This window comes from Paenibacillus sp. FSL R7-0189 (genome assembly GCF_037969925.1).
GTDB classification, from domain to species: Bacteria; Bacillota; Bacilli; order Paenibacillales; family Paenibacillaceae; genus Paenibacillus_AQ; species Paenibacillus_AQ odorifer.
The window spans coordinates 3,833,752-3,852,598 of sequence record NZ_CP150223.1; the positions used below are offsets into that span (position 1 = coordinate 3,833,752).

General features: G+C 45.5%; 23 protein-coding genes and 1 other annotated feature. All 23 genes read left to right on the plus strand.

The annotated features are described in order from the left end of the window. The first annotated feature begins 44 nt into the window (after positions 1-44). The 23 genes from MKY63_RS16590 (at position 45) to MKY63_RS16700 (ending at position 18,835) form a co-directional block, all read left to right on the plus strand. Complete coding sequence (locus tag MKY63_RS16590) at positions 45-290, plus strand: DUF4321 domain-containing protein (protein WP_036685144.1); 246 nt, start codon at positions 45-47, stop codon at positions 288-290. A gap of 34 nt (positions 291-324) precedes the next feature. Continuing rightward, positions 325-921 carry a Maf family protein gene (locus tag MKY63_RS16595; protein ID WP_036685146.1) on the plus strand — a complete coding sequence of 199 codons (597 nt, stop codon included), beginning with the start codon at positions 325-327 and terminating at the stop codon, positions 919-921. Positions 922-946: 25 nt separating this feature from the next. Further along, positions 947-1,636, plus strand: coding sequence for a DNA repair protein RadC (gene radC / locus MKY63_RS16600; RefSeq protein ID WP_036685147.1), 690 nt, complete (start codon positions 947-949; stop codon positions 1,634-1,636). A 38-nt stretch (positions 1,637-1,674) separates the two neighbouring features. After that, on the plus strand, positions 1,675-2,709 hold the full coding sequence (locus MKY63_RS16605; RefSeq protein ID WP_036685150.1) for a rod shape-determining protein: 1,035 nt from the start codon (positions 1,675-1,677) through the stop codon (positions 2,707-2,709). Between the two features lie 62 nt (positions 2,710-2,771). Beyond that, on the plus strand, positions 2,772-3,650 hold the full coding sequence (gene mreC / locus MKY63_RS16610; protein ID WP_076099459.1) for a rod shape-determining protein MreC: 879 nt from the start codon (positions 2,772-2,774) through the stop codon (positions 3,648-3,650). Further along, on the plus strand, positions 3,650-4,180 hold the full coding sequence (gene mreD / locus MKY63_RS16615) for a rod shape-determining protein MreD (RefSeq protein ID WP_080742577.1): 531 nt from the start codon (positions 3,650-3,652) through the stop codon (positions 4,178-4,180). The genes mreC and mreD overlap by 1 nt, the downstream gene beginning before the upstream one ends. Before the next feature lie 79 nt (positions 4,181-4,259). Beyond that, positions 4,260-4,919: a septum site-determining protein MinC gene (minC, locus tag MKY63_RS16620; RefSeq protein ID WP_036685154.1), complete on the plus strand. Its 660-nt coding sequence runs from the start codon at positions 4,260-4,262 to the stop codon at positions 4,917-4,919. A 5-nt stretch (positions 4,920-4,924) separates the two neighbouring features. Next, positions 4,925-5,719, plus strand: a complete 795-nt coding sequence (minD, locus tag MKY63_RS16625) for a septum site-determining protein MinD (RefSeq protein WP_036685156.1) — start codon at positions 4,925-4,927, stop codon at positions 5,717-5,719. Positions 5,720-5,920: 201 nt separating this feature from the next. Further along, entirely contained in the window at positions 5,921-6,817 is an 897-nt protein-coding gene (locus tag MKY63_RS16630) for a M23 family metallopeptidase (protein WP_339809361.1), read from the plus strand. Continuing rightward, positions 6,810-7,652: a M50 family metallopeptidase gene (locus tag MKY63_RS16635; protein WP_339279435.1), complete on the plus strand. Its 843-nt coding sequence runs from the start codon at positions 6,810-6,812 to the stop codon at positions 7,650-7,652. The genes MKY63_RS16630 and MKY63_RS16635 overlap by 8 nt, the downstream gene beginning before the upstream one ends. A gap of 54 nt (positions 7,653-7,706) precedes the next feature. After that, positions 7,707-8,948, plus strand: coding sequence for an Rne/Rng family ribonuclease (locus tag MKY63_RS16640; RefSeq protein ID WP_038573035.1), 1,242 nt, complete (start codon positions 7,707-7,709; stop codon positions 8,946-8,948). Next, the gene (locus tag MKY63_RS16645) at positions 8,929-9,096 is read left to right on the plus strand and encodes a hypothetical protein (RefSeq protein WP_155288184.1); all 168 of its coding nucleotides are present in this window, start codon (positions 8,929-8,931) and stop codon (positions 9,094-9,096) included. The genes MKY63_RS16640 and MKY63_RS16645 overlap by 20 nt, the downstream gene beginning before the upstream one ends. After that, positions 9,011-9,097: a sequence feature (ribosomal protein L21 leader region), on the plus strand. (Overlaps the previous gene by 86 nt.) A gap of 14 nt (positions 9,098-9,111) precedes the next feature. Beyond that, a complete protein-coding gene (rplU, locus tag MKY63_RS16650; RefSeq protein WP_036685166.1) occupies positions 9,112-9,423 on the plus strand; it encodes a 50S ribosomal protein L21 in 312 nt (103 codons plus the stop codon). Between the two features lie 12 nt (positions 9,424-9,435). Beyond that, the gene (locus MKY63_RS16655; protein ID WP_036685168.1) at positions 9,436-9,771 is read left to right on the plus strand and encodes a ribosomal-processing cysteine protease Prp; all 336 of its coding nucleotides are present in this window, start codon (positions 9,436-9,438) and stop codon (positions 9,769-9,771) included. A 17-nt stretch (positions 9,772-9,788) separates the two neighbouring features. After that, a complete protein-coding gene (gene rpmA / locus MKY63_RS16660) occupies positions 9,789-10,100 on the plus strand; it encodes a 50S ribosomal protein L27 (RefSeq protein WP_036685171.1) in 312 nt (103 codons plus the stop codon). Positions 10,101-10,343: 243 nt separating this feature from the next. Further along, positions 10,344-11,084 (plus strand): Spo0B domain-containing protein, encoded by a 741-nt coding sequence (locus MKY63_RS16665; RefSeq protein ID WP_036685172.1) that lies wholly within the window; start codon positions 10,344-10,346, stop codon positions 11,082-11,084. Between the two features lie 15 nt (positions 11,085-11,099). After that, a complete protein-coding gene (gene obgE / locus MKY63_RS16670) occupies positions 11,100-12,410 on the plus strand; it encodes a GTPase ObgE (protein ID WP_036685174.1) in 1,311 nt (436 codons plus the stop codon). 210 nt (positions 12,411-12,620) lie between these two features. Then, entirely contained in the window at positions 12,621-13,943 is a 1,323-nt protein-coding gene (locus MKY63_RS16675; RefSeq protein ID WP_036685175.1) for an SPFH domain-containing protein, read from the plus strand. 10 nt (positions 13,944-13,953) lie between these two features. Continuing rightward, positions 13,954-14,700 carry a hypothetical protein gene (locus MKY63_RS16680; protein WP_339279434.1) on the plus strand — a complete coding sequence of 249 codons (747 nt, stop codon included), beginning with the start codon at positions 13,954-13,956 and terminating at the stop codon, positions 14,698-14,700. Positions 14,701-14,714: 14 nt separating this feature from the next. After that, a complete protein-coding gene (locus MKY63_RS16685) occupies positions 14,715-15,491 on the plus strand; it encodes a hypothetical protein (RefSeq protein WP_036685179.1) in 777 nt (258 codons plus the stop codon). Positions 15,492-15,557: 66 nt separating this feature from the next. Further along, complete coding sequence (locus MKY63_RS16690; RefSeq protein WP_076224592.1) at positions 15,558-16,919, plus strand: hypothetical protein; 1,362 nt, start codon at positions 15,558-15,560, stop codon at positions 16,917-16,919. A 158-nt stretch (positions 16,920-17,077) separates the two neighbouring features. After that, on the plus strand, positions 17,078-17,515 hold the full coding sequence (locus MKY63_RS16695) for an ACT domain-containing protein (protein ID WP_036685183.1): 438 nt from the start codon (positions 17,078-17,080) through the stop codon (positions 17,513-17,515). Between the two features lie 33 nt (positions 17,516-17,548). Next, a complete protein-coding gene (locus MKY63_RS16700) occupies positions 17,549-18,835 on the plus strand; it encodes a homoserine dehydrogenase (protein ID WP_036685184.1) in 1,287 nt (428 codons plus the stop codon). Positions 18,836-18,847 lie beyond the last annotated feature (12 nt).

An 18,847-nucleotide genomic window follows, 5' to 3' on the forward strand; every position in this document is an offset into this window, starting at 1 on the left:
CGTATAATAATTAGGGTGTCAAAAAATGGCGAGGGAAGACTGAGATGAAGAAGAAAAATGTAGGAACACTGCTGTTATTTCTAATTCTAGGCTGGCTGGCTGGAGCCTGGATCGCCAAGCTGCTGCAGCCCGTAAAGGCTCTGTCTTTTCTAACAACATCGACTGTGCTCAAATGGTCTCCGCGAGCCGATTTAGACATCATAACCTATGACATCACTATTCATTTGAAATTGTGCATGCTTAGTCTCGCCGGTATTATTACAGCTGTATGGCTGTACCGCAGACTGTAACTCTCGTTACTGAGCAAGAAGGGACGTTTACAACGTGGACAACTCACCACTCATTATTCTAGCCTCAGGTTCACCGCGTCGACGTGAGCTGTTATCCTTACTGGGTTTGCCCTTTGAGGTCATTACCAGCGAAGCTGATGAGAGCACACCGCCGGATTGGACGCCGGAGAGAATCGTGCGCAGTCTAGCTTTGCGAAAAGCAGAAGCCGTAGTAGCTGCAGCCGGAGAGCGTAACGCAGTCATTATAGGAAGCGACACAATTGTTGTATTAGATAATACTGTGCTAGGCAAACCGGTGGACAAGCTGGACAGCAAAGCGATGCTTACCAGACTTCAGGGCCGAACTCATAAGGTATACACGGGTGTAGCCTGCCTCGGACTCCCGAATGGGAAGACTATAGTGGAGCACCGTGTTACTTCCGTAACGATGAGGGCAATGACTGAAGAGGAAATTGCTGCTTATATAGCTACGGGGGAGCCTGCTGATAAGGCTGGCTCATATGCGATACAAGGGCTTGGGTCCATTTTGGTGGAACGAATTGAAGGCTGTTATTTCAATGTAGTCGGATTGCCTTTGTCGCTTCTTGGCGAAATGCTATCCGAGTTCGGCATAACTGTATTGAGCCGGTAGGAAGCCTGGGGAAAGAGGGATAGGGATGGAGTCGCAACCAATTATGCTGCGGGACCTCCCCCATGAAGAACGACCTAGAGAGCGCATGATGCATTATGGGGCGGAATCATTAAGTCAAGCGGAGTTGTTAGCCATTCTGCTGCGTACGGGAACACGCCGCGAGTCGGCTATTCATATTGCACAGCAGATGCTGGGGAAGATCGGTGGCCTGCGTGGGCTAGTTGACCTTAGCATCGAAGAACTGACCAAAATCAACGGTATCGGTCCTGCCAAGGCCGTACAACTAAAAGCAGGCATCGAACTGGGAAGGCGCCTTGCGAATTCCAGGTTCAATATGCCGGTCATTATCCGCTGTCCTGGGGACGCTGCAGAGATTCTGACTGAGCAATTGCGTTATTTGCAAAAGGAGCATTTTGTCTGTCTGTTTCTGAACACGAAGAATCATGTGATTGGACAAGAAACATTGTCCATGGGCAGCCTGAATGCTTCGATCGTTCATCCTCGTGAGGTATTCAGAGCAGCTATAAAATGCAGTAGCGCCTCTATTATATGCGCGCACAATCATCCTAGTGGTGATCCAACACCTAGTCCGGAAGATATTTCCCTAACCGCTAGATTGCTTCAGGCAGGTGAGATTATCGGAATAGATGTGCTGGACCATCTAATTATCGGAGATAGCAGTTTCGTAAGCTTGAAAGAAAAAGGACATATGTAATATAAATGTAGATTTACTTAGGAAAAGGAGAAATTAGCATGTTGGGTGGTTTCACAAAAGATTTAGGAATTGACTTGGGGACAGCGAATACGCTTGTCTACGTACGCGGTAAGGGCGTTGTTGTAAGAGAGCCTTCCGTTGTAGCGATTAACACTGATACTAAGACGATTGAAGCCGTGGGTGAATCCGCCAAAAAAATGATCGGTCGTACTCCTGGAAATATCCGTGCGATCCGTCCGATGAAAGATGGCGTTATCGCTGATTTTGATACAACGGCTACGATGATTAAATATTTTATTCGTCAAGCACAGAAACAGCGTTCTATGTTCCAGCGTCACCCTAATGTAATGGTCTGCGTGCCATCTGGCATTACTGCTGTAGAACAACGTGCGGTAGAAGATGCTACCAAACAAGCTGGCGCTCGAGAAGCTTACATTATCGAAGAGCCTTTTGCTGCTGCTATCGGTGCGGATCTGCCAGTATGGGAGCCTACAGGTAGTATGGTTGTAGATATCGGTGGAGGTACAACTGAAGTTGCTGTAATCTCGCTCGGCGGTATTGTTACTAGCCGATCAGTGCGTGTTGCAGGTGATGAAGCGGATGAGTCCATCATTCAATACATCAAACGTCAATACAATCTGATGATCGGTGAACGTACTTCGGAGCAGCTCAAAATGGATGTTGGCTCGGCCCTTCCTCTTGAAAAGGCTGAAACCATGGAAATTCGCGGCCGTGATCTCGTAACAGGTCTGCCAAAAACACTTACAATTACTTCTGATGAAATCTGTGAAGCTTTGTCTGACACAGTGAATGCTATTATTGAAGCTGTTAAAGTAACATTGGAAAAATGTCCGCCAGAGCTTGCAGCAGATATTATGGATCGTGGAATTGTTTTGACAGGTGGGGGAGCTTTGCTTCGCAACTTGGATAAGCTGCTTGCACGTGAGACGGGAATGCCGGTTATTGTTGCTGAGAATCCACTGGACTGTGTAGCTATTGGAACCGGTAAGGCACTTGAGAACATTCATTTGTTCAAGAGCCGCAGCGGATCCAGTCTTCGTTCGAAGAGATAAGATGATGTTCTACCACTTGTGTAAGTCAACCCCTGTTATGGGAGAAATACTGTTGTTAGAGGGTGTTGAAACTGTTTAAACTCTTAAGCAATAAACGTCTGTTTATTCTGTTGATTACACTGGTGCTGTTCATTGTGGTAATGGGCTTCAGCTTGGCAACAAGGAAAGGCTTGTCCTGGCCGGAGAACTTTCTCAGAGATTCGACTGGTTTCGTGCAAAAAATGTTCTACAAGCCCGCTGGATATGTAGCGGGCTTGTTTGAAGATATTGGAAATCTGAGTGATCTTGCTAAAGAAAATGAACAGCTTAAAATTATGGCTGCCCAGTATGCACGTGATAAAGCCCAGTATAATTTCGTCAAGGCAGAAAATGAATCTTTGAAGGAGAAATTGGACTTCACTAATGCCCAGAAAGAATTGTATAAATATGAATATCGTATTGCGCAGGTAGTTAGCCAGACTACAGAGCCAAGCAATAGTACGATTGTTATCGATTTGGGCTCCAAAGATGGGGTTAGACCTAATATGTCCGTGATTTCCGTCGATGGTATGGTAGGGGTTATTAGTCAGGTGAGCAATTTCACCTCCACGGTGAAGCTGATGACAATGATGGACACCAATGATCCTAATTCCCAGCCGCCTATTGCGGCAACTGCCTTAAATAAAGAGGGTAAATCCTTTGGGATGATTGAGAGTTATAATCCAGAGACGAACAGACTGCTGATGACTAAGATTCCACCGGGTGATCCTATTGCAGCGAAGGATACTATTCTGTCTTCCGGTATTGGAGGATTGTATCCAAGGGGATTGACAATAGGCACAGTTGAAAGCGTCGATGTTGGTGAATTTGGATTAACCTCCACAGCAGTGATTAAGCCTTCAGCAGAATTTCAGGACTGGAAGCAGTTGATTGTTGTGTTTACGGAGGAGCGTGCTGAATAGTGAATATGCGCAGATCAGTTCTTGTTCTGTTACTGTTCCTCTTATTTATTGTGGAGGGAACCATTTTACCTTGGCTGATTCCAGATGTTTGGCAGATGCGAATCATTCCGAATCTGGTTTTTGTAGTGTTATTGTTCGTGACTATATATCATCATCGGCATACAGCACTTATATTGGGATTATGTTTTGGAATGCTGCATGATGTCGTTTTTTACGGCAGAATTCTTGGAGCACACTCTTTTGCGATGGGATTGTCGGCTTATTTAATCGGCCTTTTATTTCAGATTCCACGTGCTCCGCTGCCCCTTATGATGACTGTGGTTCTGCTTGGAAGTCTACTTGAGGATAGTATACTATTTGGTATCTATAGTGTATTTAATCTTAATCAAGAACCTTATAGCTGGGCGATTTTGAATCACATGCTGCCGACGATGCTTTTTCATTTTGCCATCGGGCTACTCTTCTACATACCGGTTCGGCGCCAGCTTGAGCTAATCAAGAAAGAAACGAATAAGGAAGAAGCGGCTTAAAGAGCTTCTATTTTCTTTCTATACAAAGCAGGAATTTAAGGGGCCCGGCACGAATGAATGAGGATAGGGGGCCAGGCATATGACAGTAAAATCCAAGCATGTAAGGATTAAGGGCATCAAGGATGGCCTGATATTCCTGCTAGACGACAAATGTCCCTTTGAAGATCTTCTGAGCGAGCTTCGCTATAAGCTGGAGCACAGCCATCAAAATATTTTAACTGGACCGATTGTACATGTGGACATAAAGCTGGGCAATCGTACCGTAACTGAGGAAGACAAGGAAGCTGTGCTGGAGATTCTTAAGGGACAGGGAAATCTGTTGATTCGATCTATAGAGGCGCTTCCAGCGCCCGGCAGTGAGGATAATGACGCATTGTTTTTGATGAGTGGAATTCTACGTTCCGGTCAGGTGCTGCACCATAACGGAAATCTTCTATATCTGGGGGATGTGAACCCTGGGGGGACCATAACCTGTTCAGGCGATATTTATATACTAGGTTCGCTAAGAGGGATGGCGCATGCTGGAGTAGACGGGAATGAGGAAGCAATTATAGCTGCTTCTTTAATGTCTCCAACGCAGCTGCGAATTGCCGATATTATTAGTCGTCCGCCCGATGAATGGGAAACCCGAGAAAGCAGTATGGAATTTGCATATTTAACAAACGGAGCTATGCAGATCGATAAGATTCATAATTTGGTCAAATTACGTCAGGATTTAAATGTGTTTAAAGGGGTGTAGCCTCCATGGGAGAAGCGATAGTCGTAACCTCGGGCAAAGGCGGAGTTGGCAAAACAACCACAACAGCCAACATTGGAACCGCACTTGCACTGCAGGGCAAAAAAGTATGTCTCGTCGATACCGACATTGGACTGCGTAATCTGGATGTAGTTATGGGGCTTGAGAATCGTATTATTTATGATCTTGTGGATGTAGCGGAAGGACGTTGCCGCCTTAATCAAGCGCTCGTTAAAGACAAGCGCTTTGATGAATTGTATATGCTGCCTGCAGCTCAAACAAAGGATAAAACGGCTGTCTCTCCTGAACAAGTAAGAGATATCATTCTTGAACTAAAGAAGGAATATGAGTATGTTCTGATCGATTGTCCAGCAGGAATCGAGCACGGCTTCCGCAATGCGATTGCCGGTGCGGATAAAGCGATTGTGGTTACCACACCAGAGCATGCCGCTGTGCGGGATGCCGATCGTATTATCGGACTATTAGAACAGTCGAGTGTGGAATCGCCGAAATTGGTGGTAAACCGTATTCGCCCAGGTCTTGTGAAGTCTGGGGATATGCTTGATATTGAAGATATATTACAGGTGCTGAACATTGATCTTATCGGAATTGTTCCGGATGATGAACTAGTCATTAAAGCCGCAAATAACGGAGAACCTACAGTTATGAATCCCGATTCGTCAGCAGCTATTGCCTATCGCAATATTGCACGCCGAATTTTAGGGGATGCTGTACCCCTGATGCAGCTTGACCGCAAACCGGGAGCATTTAAGAAGCTTAAGAAATTTTTCGGCATGGCTTAATTTTTACTAAGCAATCCTATTATAAGAAGCATACACGGGTCCCACGAGTAGAGAAATCTATGGTGGGGCTTATTTTTTTGAATAAATATGAATGTATGGCATTTCCGGGATTTAAATGGTCTGTCTTGGAGGGGCTTGTTCTAAAGAGACTTCCGTGCTTCATAAAATGGAAGTAAAACAAGCCCGTCCGGAGGGATAAATATGGATCAGAAATCAGATATCAAGAATCGCCGCAAGGAGCGTATTCGTAGTTTATTGGAGGAACTCCCGGAAGTCTCAGCAATCTCAGGAGTTTCGGAAGTCCAAGAACTAGAAATAGCGGAGGCTCCCCCTTTATTTATTATGCCGGATAAGAGTACGAGCTTTAAGGAATGGGGAACAGGATTTAAGAATGCGGATCAATCCTCTGTAGAGCCCGATCCAGAGGTGATGTGGAAAAAGAGTCGTGGAGGCTGGGAGGATGACGGTGGTGGAGGCTCGAATTTTACTGCCGGTTTTATTCGGCGCTTTGTTGCTAGTGTTCTTGTGTTTGGAGCAGTGTGGGGGGTCTTTGCGGTACATCAGCCATGGTCGTATAAGATGCAAGCTTTTATTAGTGATGCGTTAAGCAATGACATGGATTTCACGGCTGTGAGAGTTTGGTATGAGGAGAACTTTAACGGAGCTCCAGCGTTCATTCCGATGTTTGGAGATAAAGATGAGCCTGCTCAAAAAGTGGCCGCTCATCATCAACTCACTGCCCCGATAGCTGGGAGCGTTGTCCAGCCTTTTGCATCTACGCTAAAAGGGGTGGAAATTATGCCTCAAATCGATTCAACCTTAAATGTGACGGTGAAAAGTATAGACATGGGACGTATTCTCTCCATCTCTAAAGAGCTGGAAGGGGGCATTCGAATTGCTGTTCAGCATTCAGGCGGTGTCACTGCAGAATACGGACATTTGAGCGGCACCAAGCTGGAGGTTGATGACTGGGTGCAGAGCGGGGATTCACTCGGTTGGATGATGGAGAAGGACGTATCCTCAGCTTCAACACTATTTTTCGCAGTGATGAAAGACAAGACTTATATTGATCCTACAGAAGTGGTATCGTTTGATTAGGATCTTTGGTATCGAACTGTCACTACATCCACTGTTCGTGATCATTATGTTATTCTCCGTGGTCACGGGACAATTTCTAGAGCTGCTCACCTTATTTACGATTGTCTTCATTCATGAGATGGGACATGTCGTTGCGGCTCTTTTGGCTGGTGTTACAGTTAAGTCGGTTCAGCTTCTTCCGTTTGGCGGAGTGGCTGTTATTGAAGATCATGGGCGGCTTACAGCCAGTCGTGAGATCGGAATAGCCCTTGCAGGTCCACTGCAAAATGGAATTATGATTGTAATTGCTTTGGGACTTCAACAAGCCGGTTATGGCAATCAGGAATTTCTGACCTATTTTATTCATGCCAATGCCATGATTGGACTTTTTAATCTAGTGCCAGTGCTGCCGCTTGACGGAGGTAAAGTGCTTCAGGCCACTATTAGTTTAGTGCTTCCTTATTACTACACTTTGTTATGGACTGGACGGGTGAGTGTAGCCGCAAGTGTCCTTGTGATTATATATGCGGTGCTGCCTCTTGGAGCAGGTGGAGGCCTTAGGCTGAATATGGTCATGATCGGAGCTTTTTTGCTGTATTCGAATTTTACCGACCATCGTAATTTACCGTACCGGTTTGTTGCTTTTTTGATGAATCGGGAGGCTGTTTATGAGTATCATTTGCGAACAGGAAGCGTAGCTCGTCCAATAGTTGCATTATCTGCGAAACCTTTAGATGATATATTGCGTCTATTTAAACGTAATCAATATCATTTTATCTATGTGTTAAACGGTAAAGGAAATGTTGTTGCTGTTGTGCCGGAACAGCGCTTAATATCAACCTACTTCGGAATATAGTGTATTTATGCAGAGAATGTGAAGGAATGAACGAACGAAACCAGAGGTGAAGCCATGAAACAGATGATCGTTCACTGCACGCAGCACATTACCCGAATGGCTCTTCTGGAAAACGGAAGGCTGGTGGAGTACGCGGCTGAACGCGATCAGCAGCAAGGGTTGGTCGGCAGTTATTACAAAGGCCGTGTGATTAACGTACTTCCAGGTATGCAGGCTGCTTTTGTTGATATCGGACAGAAGAAGAATGCTTTTTTATATGTTGATGATGTATTGCATCCTAATTTGGATAAACAGCCTGATGTGAAGCCCTCTATCGAGACGCTTTTGCAGCCGGGACAGGATATTGTTGTTCAAGTCCGGAAAGAGCCAAGCGGCGGAAAAGGCGCGCGTGTAACGACTCATTATACGTTGCCCGGGCGCTGGATGGTGTACATGCCCTTTGCAGAATACGTCGGTGTCTCCAAAAAAATAAGCCGGGAGGCAGAGCGCAGCCGTCTCAAAGGAATCGGAGAACGTCTGCGAATGAAAGAAGAAGGGCTTATCATGCGGACGGTTTCTCAGGACGAGCCACATGAAGCTGTGGAGGGCGATCTTTCCTTTCTGCGTGCCCAATGGGAGAATATTACACGTAAAGCACAAACGGTAGAGGCTCCGGCTTTACTACATCGTGATCTTAGTATTGTCCAACGCTTTATAAGAGATGCCTTTAATCCGCAACGGGATCAGTTGATTATTGATTCATCTGCCGCAGCTAGAGAAGCAACAGCCTTTCTGGACGACATGGCTCCTGAAGGGTACAAGCCAGTCTGTCTTTATAATGGAGCGGAGTCTATTTTCGCTGCTTATGGTATTCAGGATCAATTGCTTAAGAGCTTCAGCCGCAAAATCACGCTGGAGGGTGGAGCAACAATGATCTGGGATGAGACAGAGGCGTTAACCGTAATTGATGTCAACACCGCTCAATACATTGGCGGAGCATCGCTTGAAGAAACGGTTACCAATACGAATTTGCTCGCAGCTGAGGAGATCGGTCGTTTGATCCGGTTACGCGATACTGGTGGAATCATTATTGTCGATTTTATTGATATGGAACAAGAGCTTCACCGCAAGATGGTCACAGAGCGATTAGAGAAAGTGATCTGCAAGGATCGCACCAAAACACATATTTTGGGGTGGACAAGACTCGGGCTGCTCGAGATGACCAGAAAGAAGGCAAGGCATGATTCAGCCAGCTTTGCACCTGTGATTTGCCAGTGTTGCGGGGGAACCGGAAAAGTTGGAGAATGGCTGGAATGAGTTGACGATAAGTCATAAGTATGATACTATCTTCAAGTATGTGTTTGATGCAGTTGATCCTGCACATGCTGTAACCGCTCCGATCGGGTACATAAGTGCAGTTCCTACGGGAATTCTGCCACCTAGACTAGGCGAGTCTGAGACATGAGGAGGTGCAAGTAAAATGTATGCAATTATCGAAACTGGTGGTAAACAATACAAAGTCCAAGAGGGCGACGTTTTGTTCATTGAAAAGTTGGAAGCTGAAGACGGCGCAAGTGTAACTTTTGACCGTGTATTGGCTGTTTCTAACGATGGTGGTCTGACTGCAGGAACTCCGCTAGTAAGCGGCGCGTCTGTAACAGCTAAAGTCGAGAAACATGGTAAAGGCGCTAAGGTTGTAGTTTACAAATACAAACCTAAGAAGAACTACCATAAGAAACAAGGTCATCGTCAACCGTACACGAAAGTAACTATCGAGAAGATTCAAGCGTAAGAAGGTGCGTTAATGATTAGCGTGCGGATTACACGATTATCGGATCTAGGAACTATCGTTGGCTTTGAGGTTAAGGGGCATGCGGGTTATGCGAAGCGTGGCGAAGATATCGTATGTGCCGGGGTATCCGCTGTAACAGTTGGAACCGTCAATTCGATTGAGACCTTGACCGGAATCTCCATGGACACGTCCATGAAGAACGGATTCTTAAGTGGAACATTAAGTTCTGTTGAAGATTTCGATACTTCCGCGAAGGTACAATTGCTGCTTGAATCCATGGTCGTGATGCTGAATGATATCGCAGAATCATACGGGAAGTATATTCAAATACAGCAAGTAAATATTTAAAGAAGGAGGTTGACAACATGTTGAAATTGAATCTTCAATTGTTCGCATCGAAAAAAGGTGTAGGTTCCACAAAAAACGGACGGGATTCCCATTCCAAACGTCTTGGCGTGAAACGTGCTGACGGTCAAGCAGTAACCGGCGGTAACATCTTGGTTCGTCAACGCGGAACAAAAATTCACCCAGGAACTAACGTAGGCATCGGTAAAGATGATACTTTGTTCGCAATGGTGGATGGCGTAGTGAAGTTCGAACGTTGGGGCCGCGATCGTAAAAAAGTGAGCGTGTACCCAGTTGATGTCGCTCCGGTAGCAGCGGCACTGGAAGCGTAAGCTTACGGACCATATGAGCAAGTAGAAGCCTCCGGCATGAGTGCCGGAGGCTTTTTTGTAGAATATTCATAATTATTTGTGTTGCAAAGTTGGAAGGGTTAGATAGATGTGAAAATCTCGTTATTATCTCTGGTGAACTACAGTGAACGCGTGTGTTATACTAGGAAATGGTAAATGATACTAACAAAACAAATAATCTAAACGAAGTCATGAATTTTGCGAACTGAGGGACGGGGAGAAAGAATGAAATCCTGGAAAAGTGCAATCTGGGCAGTCATGTTATCCGTAATGCTTCCTTTAGGTCTTTTGTATTGGCATACTTCTCTTCTGACGTGTCTATTACTCGGAATCTGGGTAGTGGCAATCGTTGCTTTCAGTTTTATCTGGAGCCAGCGTCATTATGAACGGGAGCTGCGTATACAAGAGAACACTCTGCAACAGGCGGCGATTCGGACACTGAATCATCATCGACATGATTGGATGAACGATTTGCAGATTCTATACGGATATATTCAGCTTGGAAAGCCTAATAAATCCGTGGAGTGTGTGGAAAGAATAAAGGAACGCATAGCACTTGATAGTCGTATCGCTAAGTTGGGCATTCCTTCATTGGTTTTCTATATCCAATCCTTCCGAACTAACAGGTCTAGTCTGGAATTGGAAGTTCAGGTGGAGGAAGGGTTGCAGCTAGAGGACAAGCTAAATCCAGAAGCAGGAGATGAGCTGACTTCAGTGATTATGCAGACCATACGGGCTTATCAGTACAACGGGCTGGCTCCTCAGGGGGAGACGCGCAAGCTGCGCCTTGGCTTTTTTCAGGATGGAGGAGACATTCTTATCTCCTTCGAAGGCGAGGGGGAGCATGGCAATCCCGAGCTGCTCAAAGGGCAAATTTATAATATAGTACAAGGAAAAATCATGAAAGCAGAGCAGTTTAAGCCTAGCAGGGCTTATGTAGAGCTGCGATTACCGCTTGAAATGTGAGGAAGGTGAACATTTATGTTCGTAGATAAAGCTAAGATTTATGTTAAAGGCGGTGACGGCGGGGATGGTCTCGTTGCGTTTCGCCGGGAGAAATATGTACCGGAGGGTGGTCCTGCCGGTGGTGACGGAGGCCGTGGAGGCGACGTTATTTTCCGTGTAGATGAGGGACTGCGCACGTTGATGGATTTCCGTTATCAGCGCCACTTCAAAGCTGACAAAGGGATTAAAGGACGGAACAAAAGCCAACATGGAGCGAATGCGGATCATATGATCGTTCGTATTCCGCCAGGAACCATTCTGATTGACGATGATACGCAAGAGATCATTGCCGATATGACGCGTCATGGACAACAGGTTGTAGTTGCACGTGGAGGCCGTGGAGGCCGGGGTAACACCCGTTTTGCCACAGCTAATAATACTGCACCAGAGCTTGCGGAGAACGGTGAAGAAGGCCAAGAGCGTTATGTGGTTATGGAACTTAAGGTAATGGCTGATGTAGGGCTTGTAGGCTTCCCGAGTGTGGGTAAATCTACGTTGCTGTCGGTTGTGTCCGCAGCTCAGCCCAAAATCGGAGCTTACCATTTCACAACAATTACACCGAATTTAGGGGTAGTGGATGTTGGGGATGGCCGAAGCTTTGTGATGGCGGATCTGCCAGGATTAATCGAGGGAGCTAGTGAAGGCATAGGTCTGGGTCACGAATTCCTGCGTCACGTTGAACGTACGCGTATCATCATTCATGTAGTTGATATGTCTGGCTCTGAGGGCCGTGATCCCTTCGAGGATTGGGTTCTAATTAATGATGAGCTGAAGCAGTACAATGCAAGTCTAATCGATCGTCCGCAGATTGTGGCGGCGAATAAGATGGATATGCCTGAATCAGAAGAGAATCTTATTTCTTTCCGTGAACGCGTAGCTGAGGTGCGGCCGGATTTAGAAATCATGCCAATTTCATCCCTTACCCGTCAGGGTGTTCAGGAGCTCTTATATCGTGCAACGGATATTCTCGACAGTATTCCGGTTGCTCCGGTGGTTGAGGAAGTTGCTGAAACTACTGAACGTAAGGTGTATAAGCTGGAAGCAGAAGAAGATAATTCGTTTACTATTACACGTGATAACGAGGCATTTGTGGTCACAAGCCCACGTATCGAACGTATGCTGAAGCGCATGCAGCTTAGCACACATGATGCGATTCTCAAGCTGGCACGGACTTTGCGTCATATGGGTGTAGATGCAGAGCTTCGTAAACGCGGTGCTGTAGAAGGAACAATTGTCCGTATCGCTGATTTCGAATTCGAATTCGTTGAGAACAGCAGCTACTATTAATATTTAGCTGACTATGAAGCGCCAACTATGGTTTTCCTGTAAAGGGATGGCATAGTTGGCGCTTTTTTTGTGAGGAGATCAGTAATTTTTTTCAATAAAAGAACCCAAAACACGATATATATCGTATACAATAAATATCGAAATACACTAATTCCCATTTGGGAGCATACACGTTATTTATATATAAGATAATGAAAGAAGGAATAGCAGATGGCAATTATAGAAGTGGTGAAGTATGACGGTCCTCCAGGTATATTTGCATGGAAATATCCTAACCAGGAGCTGGGAACATGGACACAACTAATCGTTAATGAATCCCAGGAAGCGATTCTATTCAAGGGCGGACAAGCGCTTGATTCCTTTACAGCTGGGCGGCACACCCTTAGCACCGCTAATATACCTATTTTATCCAATATCGTTAATCTTCCTTTTGGTGGAAAATCACCATTTACGGCTGAAGTATGGTATGTGAATAAGACGAATTCGATGAATGTCAAATGGGGAACAAGCTCGCCTTTACAGCTTCAGGATCCTAAATACAAAATCATGATTTCTGTTCGCTCTTTTGGGCAGTTTGGTGTAAAAATCGATGATCCGCGAAAATTCTTGCTGAAGCTCGTAGGGACACTCCCGCAGTTTGATCATGAAACGCTTATCAGTTATTTCCGCGGACTGCTGATGTCGAATATAAATGAACTTATTTCTTCTTACCTTGTGCACAAGCAAATCAGCATACTGGAGATTAATGCTTATGTTGCAGAGATCTCCAAACATATTCAGGGCCGACTAGCCTCGGCTTTCTTGGATAATGGCATTGAGCTGAATAATTTCTATATTGATTCGATCAATATTCCAGAGGATGATCCGGCAACGATTCGTTTGAAGGAAGCTTTGGCTAAAAAAGCAGAAATGGATATCATCGGATTCACCTATCAGCAGGAGCGTGGTTTTGACACGATGGAAGAAGCGGCAGGTAATCCCGGCAATCTTGGAGTGGGCATGATGAACACCGGGATGGGGCTTGGACTTGGAATGGGATTTGCTGGACCGGCTATGGATATGGTGAACCGTATGACTAGAGGGATGAATTTGGATTCAGGGACTACAGTTATACGTCAAGAGCAGCGTTCCTGCTCTAAGTGTGGAGTTATGAATCCAGTAGAGGGACGGTTCTGCAGCGGTTGTGGGCAGGCGCTTGGAGGCAACCCGCAAGGTTCTCCGTCTGCGAACAAGATCAAATGTTTTGAATGTGGGCATGAACTAAATGCGGGAGCTAAGTTCTGTCCAGGTTGCGGAAATCCTTATCGTGCTTGCCCATCCTGTAAAGCAGATAATCCTGAGGGAGCGGCTTCTTGTGTCTCCTGTGGAAAAGAAATGCCTAAAGCTTGCGGTAAATGTGGGACTATGGTAGCGCCAGGGGTGAAATTCTGTCCTCATTGTGGAGACAGCATGGTGATTAAATGCAGCGGCTGTGGACATGAGCTGAAAGCTGGACAAAAATTCTGTGCAGAGTGCGGAACAAAAGCAGGCTAAGGAGGACCTAATGAACAAAAGCAGGAGATATATATACATTATTACCGTCATTTATGCGGTAGCTATAGTACTGACAGTGTTCTCGTTTATTGGATTAGGTTTCTCCGACTCACTGTTTCGGTTCATAATTTCTTTATCCGCGGTTCTGCTAGCAGAGAGTGTAATCTATGGCTATTGTATTTTTTGGCTCCGAACTGCAAGTAGCATTCAGCAGACTCCGCCTGTTCTTATCAGCGGTGCAATCATTACGGGAATCTATGCAGCGATCGTATTTGTATCGGCCTTATTATTCGATTGGCTGCTGGAGTTACTCGCCTTGTGGTACGCAGCCGAACAACTGCTGATTCTTGTGTTAGGGGCGATCACTTTGGCCGCGATAGGGCTTTACGGGTGGAATGCCGGGGCAGGGGAACAGCAAGCCCAAAAGTCTTTACAAAAGTTTCGGCGGTATCAGAACGAATTAACTGAAATGAGTGAGCTGGCTAGTAGCTGGAAGAATTCCGAATCTGGGCAGCTAGTGAACGTGCTAGATATGTTGGAGGAAAAATTTAAGTACAGTGATCCGATATCAGAACCGTCTTTATATGCTACAGAGGATATTCTGCAGCAGCAGATTTCCTTGTTACATGATCACGTGAAGCTACTGCTGGCGACCCAAGAGCCACATGAGGGCTGGCAGGTAGAAATAAATGAGATGTCAGAGAGCATAAAGTCTACACTTCAGCGGCGTAACCGTGAATTAGCGGCACTTAAATAGGAGGAGTTTACTACATGAACAGTTTGAACCTACAAGAGCCGTCACCGCTCCCGAGAGGAAATGCAGCCGTTCCCCGGCTTAAATACGAACGTACCGGGTTTGATTATGTTATTCTCGCGGCGGCTTATCTGCTGATGCCCGTTGGACTTGTGCTTGCCTTGTTACGTTTGATGACAACGCATTACAAAAATTACCGCAGACCGACTAACCTCAACCTGCTGATGCATGTATTTATTGGTGGGTTTGTTGAACTTTCTATTGCCATGTTTTCTAGTGCGCTCAATGGGGAATTTGGAACTTCTGAATTAGTATCAACGCTTATTTTAATTGCAATCATGTTTTTGACTCCAGCTTTTATACTGGCCAGTGTGACAGCGAAAGCTAAATATACCCTTTCTAAGCTTAACACTTCTTATATAGAGCTGATTCAAAATAAGAATATCCGGCATATTGGCAGTATATCTGAACGAATAGGCCAAAGTGAAAGTGATGTACGAAGAGATGTCCAGTATCTGAAGGATAAAGGACTGCTTGATATTGATATCTCGTTATCCGAAGGGCGCCAGACGCCAGAGTCATCAGCAGCTAATCAAGGTTACCCTGGAAGTACTTCGGGCTTCGAAGGAACGGGGAGAACCCAAGCATCGGGGCAGCAGATACCTGCGCAGCCTCAGTCTCCACCGCAACTGCCTAAGTCTATCCGTTGTCCGGGGTGCGGAGCCCAGAATACTGTGCTCCCAAGCCAATCTAAAAGCTGTGATTACTGTGGAACGAAGATCCCGTACAATTAATGCCGTCAACCAATAGATTAGCTGCATCGCATATAGGATTACATAAATAAGGGGATTAAAGACAAAATGAGTGGATTGGATATACGCAGACAGCCGCCGACATCGGGAAAACCCGTGTACAAGCATGAATATGAGCGGACGGCGTTTGATTATACGACTATTGTGTTTGCGTATGTATTTGCTCCGGTTGGCTTTATATTGGCTGCCATTCGGTTATTATCTACACATTCCAAGAGACAGCGCAAAGCAAGCAATATTAACCTGTTTTATCATGCGTGTATGGGTGCCTTTGTAGAATTGGCGATCTATTTCATTATTAGCAAGCTACTCGGTCAAATCGATTATGTCGCACTCTTGATCAGGCTGGTGATTATCTACGCATTGTTTAGGATTCCCGCCATCAAATTATCCGTTAGAGCCGTAGGATGGAGAGAGGGATTCACCTATCTTTGCAATGACTATATCGCATTGGTTCTTGTGGACGGCATAAGGCATATCGGCAGCCTATCCGATATTCGCGGATTCAGTGAAGAGAACGTCCGCGAGGTTTTGGAATATTTAAAAGATCAGGGAGTACTTTCTCCAGATATTGTTTATTATGAAGGACGTGTAGATAACCCATTTGTAAAATTGCCGCCGAAGCTTATTTATTCTAAACGGGCACAAGCACTGGTGCGTGCGCCTGAGAATAACCTTCGCTATCGTAACAAGCGAGACCGGACAGTGTTTGATCGAATCATCATGGCGATTGCCTATTTGTTTGCTCCGCTTGGGTTTGTACTTGCGATGCTTCGTTTTGTAAGCACTCATTATAAGAATGAGCGGAAATCATTTAACTATAAATTGCTCTATCATGTATGTATGGGAGCTTTTATGGAACTTGCCGTCCTCTTCGCCGTGGGGACCTACAAAGGGGATTTTAAGTGGTTCACTTTATTGATCATTCTGGTGGTCCTCTACTTGATCTTTATAATTCCGGCGGACAGCTTTGCAGGGAGGGCTACCTTCGCAACAGAAAACTTTGATTTTCTGTGCAAGAAGTATCTCATGCTGATCATAGTGGATGATGTTAGACATATCGGTAATTTAGCTGATATCACGAAACAAAGTGAAGATGATGTACGTAGAGACCTACGGTATTTAGTGAGATGGGGGTTACTTGCTTCTGATCTTGTCTATTATGAAGGACGTGTTAAGCTCTTAGATAAACAACCGCCCAATCTTGTGCATCCTGACCGGGCACAGCCCTCCGCGGCATCAGAGAACCAGCCATCATCTGGGCGGCAGTCATTGCCGGAGAATAGGCCTAAACCACCTGTCCAACTGCCCAAATCCATCGTTTGTCCGAGTTGCGGTGCTAAGAGTAGAGTACTTCCAGGGCAGGATAAAATCTGTGACTATTGCGGGACGACGATTCCATACAGTTAGTGTACATACGATTGCCAACTGCCCCCGGGAATCCGGGGGTTTTATTGCGTCTAACTCCCCGACCTCAGAGTATCCAGATAAAGTTATTGCAATTTACAGGCTTTTTCCGATATAATGTCCACTAAGAAAACACAAAAGTCTTTGAGGTGAGGACGTTCGTGAAAGAACGCTATTATTTGGTCCGGGAGGACATATTACCTGATGCTGTACTTAAGACTATGCAGGTTAAACAATTGCTTGAGGCCGGGGATGCGAAGACCGTAAATGAAGGTGTAGAGCAGGTGGGATTAAGCCGAAGCGCTTTTTATAAATACAAGGATGGAATTCATTTGATCCATCAGCTCGAACGGGAGCGGATCGTTACGATTTCCATGGATTTGGAGCACGAATCTGGAATGCTTTCCAAGGTACTAGGCTCTGTAGCGGGACATGGGGCTAATGTGTTGACGATTCACCAGAGTATTCCGCTGCAAGGGCGGGCAAATGTGGTGATCTCCGTAGAAATTTCACACTTAAATGAGGAACTCGGGGAGATGCTGGATAGTCTGAAAGAGATTCCAGGAGTGAAGCGAGCTTTAATCGTTGGACAGGGATAGGAACTATATTCGTAAACTTTTAGGAGGAGACAGATGAAGCCGGTTAAAGTGGGGTTGCTGGGCCTGGGAACAGTAGGCACAGGTGTAGTTCGTATCGTGGAAGGGAATCAAGAGGATTTAAGCAGCCAGGTAGGCTCTTCAATTGTCATTGAACGTATAGCTGTGAATAATTCTAATAAACCACGCGAAATCGAGGTTGATCCTGCTAAAATAACGACAGATCCATGGGATGTGATTCGTGATCCTGAAATTGATGTCATCGTTGAAGTTATGGGTGGAATCGCGGGAACCAAAGAATATATTCTTGAAGCTTTGGAACGCGGTAAACATGTCGTAACTGCGAACAAGGATTTGATGGCGCTGCACGGATCAGAGATTCTTGCTAAGGCGCAGGAGAAGCAATGTGATGTCTTTTATGAGGCTAGCGTTGCAGGAGGCATTCCGATTATCCGCACACTTATCGAGGGCTTTTCCTCGGATAAGATTATGAAAATTATAGGTATCGTGAATGGAACGACTAATTACATACTAACCAAAATGAGCCAAGAAGGCGCATCCTATAATGATGTGTTAAAAGAAGCGCAGGATCTGGGATACGCAGAGTCTGATCCAACCTCGGATGTGGAAGGACTGGATGCAGCCCGCAAAATGGCGATTCTCGGAACCTTAGGTTTCCGTACTAACGTGGAGCTGCATGATGTAAGTGTGAGTGGGATTTCTCAGGTGAGTAAGGCGGATATCGCCTTTGCGAAACGTCTCGGATATGAAATTAAGCTGTTAGGCATCGCTGAACGTCAGGATGAAGAATTCAGCATCAGTGTTCAGCCAACCTTGATTCGGGCTAGTCATCCCTTGGCTTCCGTCAATGGCGTGTTCAACGCAGTTTACGTATACGGGGAAGCAGTGGGAGAGACTATGTTCTACGGTGCGGGTGCGGGCGCTATGCCAACTGCAACCTCAGTGGTAGCTGATTTGGTAGCTGTCATTAAGAACCTTAAACTAGGTGTTAATGGATTGAAGCAAAAAGTACCTTACAAACAGAAAAAGCTTAAGAGTGATGAAGCTATTTTTTATAAAAACTTTTTGCTTCTGCATGTTGATGATAAAGCAGGGGTATTGGCTAAGATTACTCAAGTGTTTGCCGAATATGATGTAAGTTTGGATTCAGTAGTTCAGCAAGCCAATCCCAATAATCCTGATGCGGAGATCATTATTGTCACTCATAACGCTAGTAAAGCAAGCATGAACAAAGTGCTGCGCCATTTCGAGGAGCTGAAAGTCATCCGCCGGATCAAGAGCCATTATCGAGTGGAAGGTTAACCACGTCACTGA

Bases quoted from the DNA above. Each gene is read 5' to 3' on its own strand.
- MKY63_RS16690 (WP_076224592.1), top strand. From the start codon at position 15,558: ATGAGTGGATTGGATATACGCAGACAGCCGCCGACATCGGGAAAACCC.
- minC (WP_036685154.1), top strand. From the start codon at position 4,260: ATGACAGTAAAATCCAAGCATGTAAGGATTAAGGGCATCAAGGATGGC.
- MKY63_RS16685 (WP_036685179.1), top strand. From the start codon at position 14,715: ATGAACAGTTTGAACCTACAAGAGCCGTCACCGCTCCCGAGAGGAAAT.
- MKY63_RS16655 (WP_036685168.1), top strand. From the start codon at position 9,436: ATGATTAGCGTGCGGATTACACGATTATCGGATCTAGGAACTATCGTT.
- MKY63_RS16700 (WP_036685184.1), top strand. From the start codon at position 17,549: ATGAAGCCGGTTAAAGTGGGGTTGCTGGGCCTGGGAACAGTAGGCACA.
- obgE (WP_036685174.1), top strand. From the start codon at position 11,100: ATGTTCGTAGATAAAGCTAAGATTTATGTTAAAGGCGGTGACGGCGGG.
- radC (WP_036685147.1), top strand. From the start codon at position 947: ATGGAGTCGCAACCAATTATGCTGCGGGACCTCCCCCATGAAGAACGA.
- MKY63_RS16640 (WP_038573035.1), top strand. From the start codon at position 7,707: ATGAAACAGATGATCGTTCACTGCACGCAGCACATTACCCGAATGGCT.
- MKY63_RS16675 (WP_036685175.1), top strand. From the start codon at position 12,621: ATGGCAATTATAGAAGTGGTGAAGTATGACGGTCCTCCAGGTATATTT.
- MKY63_RS16665 (WP_036685172.1), top strand. From the start codon at position 10,344: ATGAAATCCTGGAAAAGTGCAATCTGGGCAGTCATGTTATCCGTAATG.
- MKY63_RS16630 (WP_339809361.1), top strand. From the start codon at position 5,921: ATGGATCAGAAATCAGATATCAAGAATCGCCGCAAGGAGCGTATTCGT.
- rplU (WP_036685166.1), top strand. From the start codon at position 9,112: ATGTATGCAATTATCGAAACTGGTGGTAAACAATACAAAGTCCAAGAG.
- MKY63_RS16590 (WP_036685144.1), top strand. From the start codon at position 45: ATGAAGAAGAAAAATGTAGGAACACTGCTGTTATTTCTAATTCTAGGC.
- rpmA (WP_036685171.1), top strand. From the start codon at position 9,789: ATGTTGAAATTGAATCTTCAATTGTTCGCATCGAAAAAAGGTGTAGGT.
- MKY63_RS16605 (WP_036685150.1), top strand. From the start codon at position 1,675: ATGTTGGGTGGTTTCACAAAAGATTTAGGAATTGACTTGGGGACAGCG.
- minD (WP_036685156.1), top strand. From the start codon at position 4,925: ATGGGAGAAGCGATAGTCGTAACCTCGGGCAAAGGCGGAGTTGGCAAA.
- MKY63_RS16680 (WP_339279434.1), top strand. From the start codon at position 13,954: ATGAACAAAAGCAGGAGATATATATACATTATTACCGTCATTTATGCG.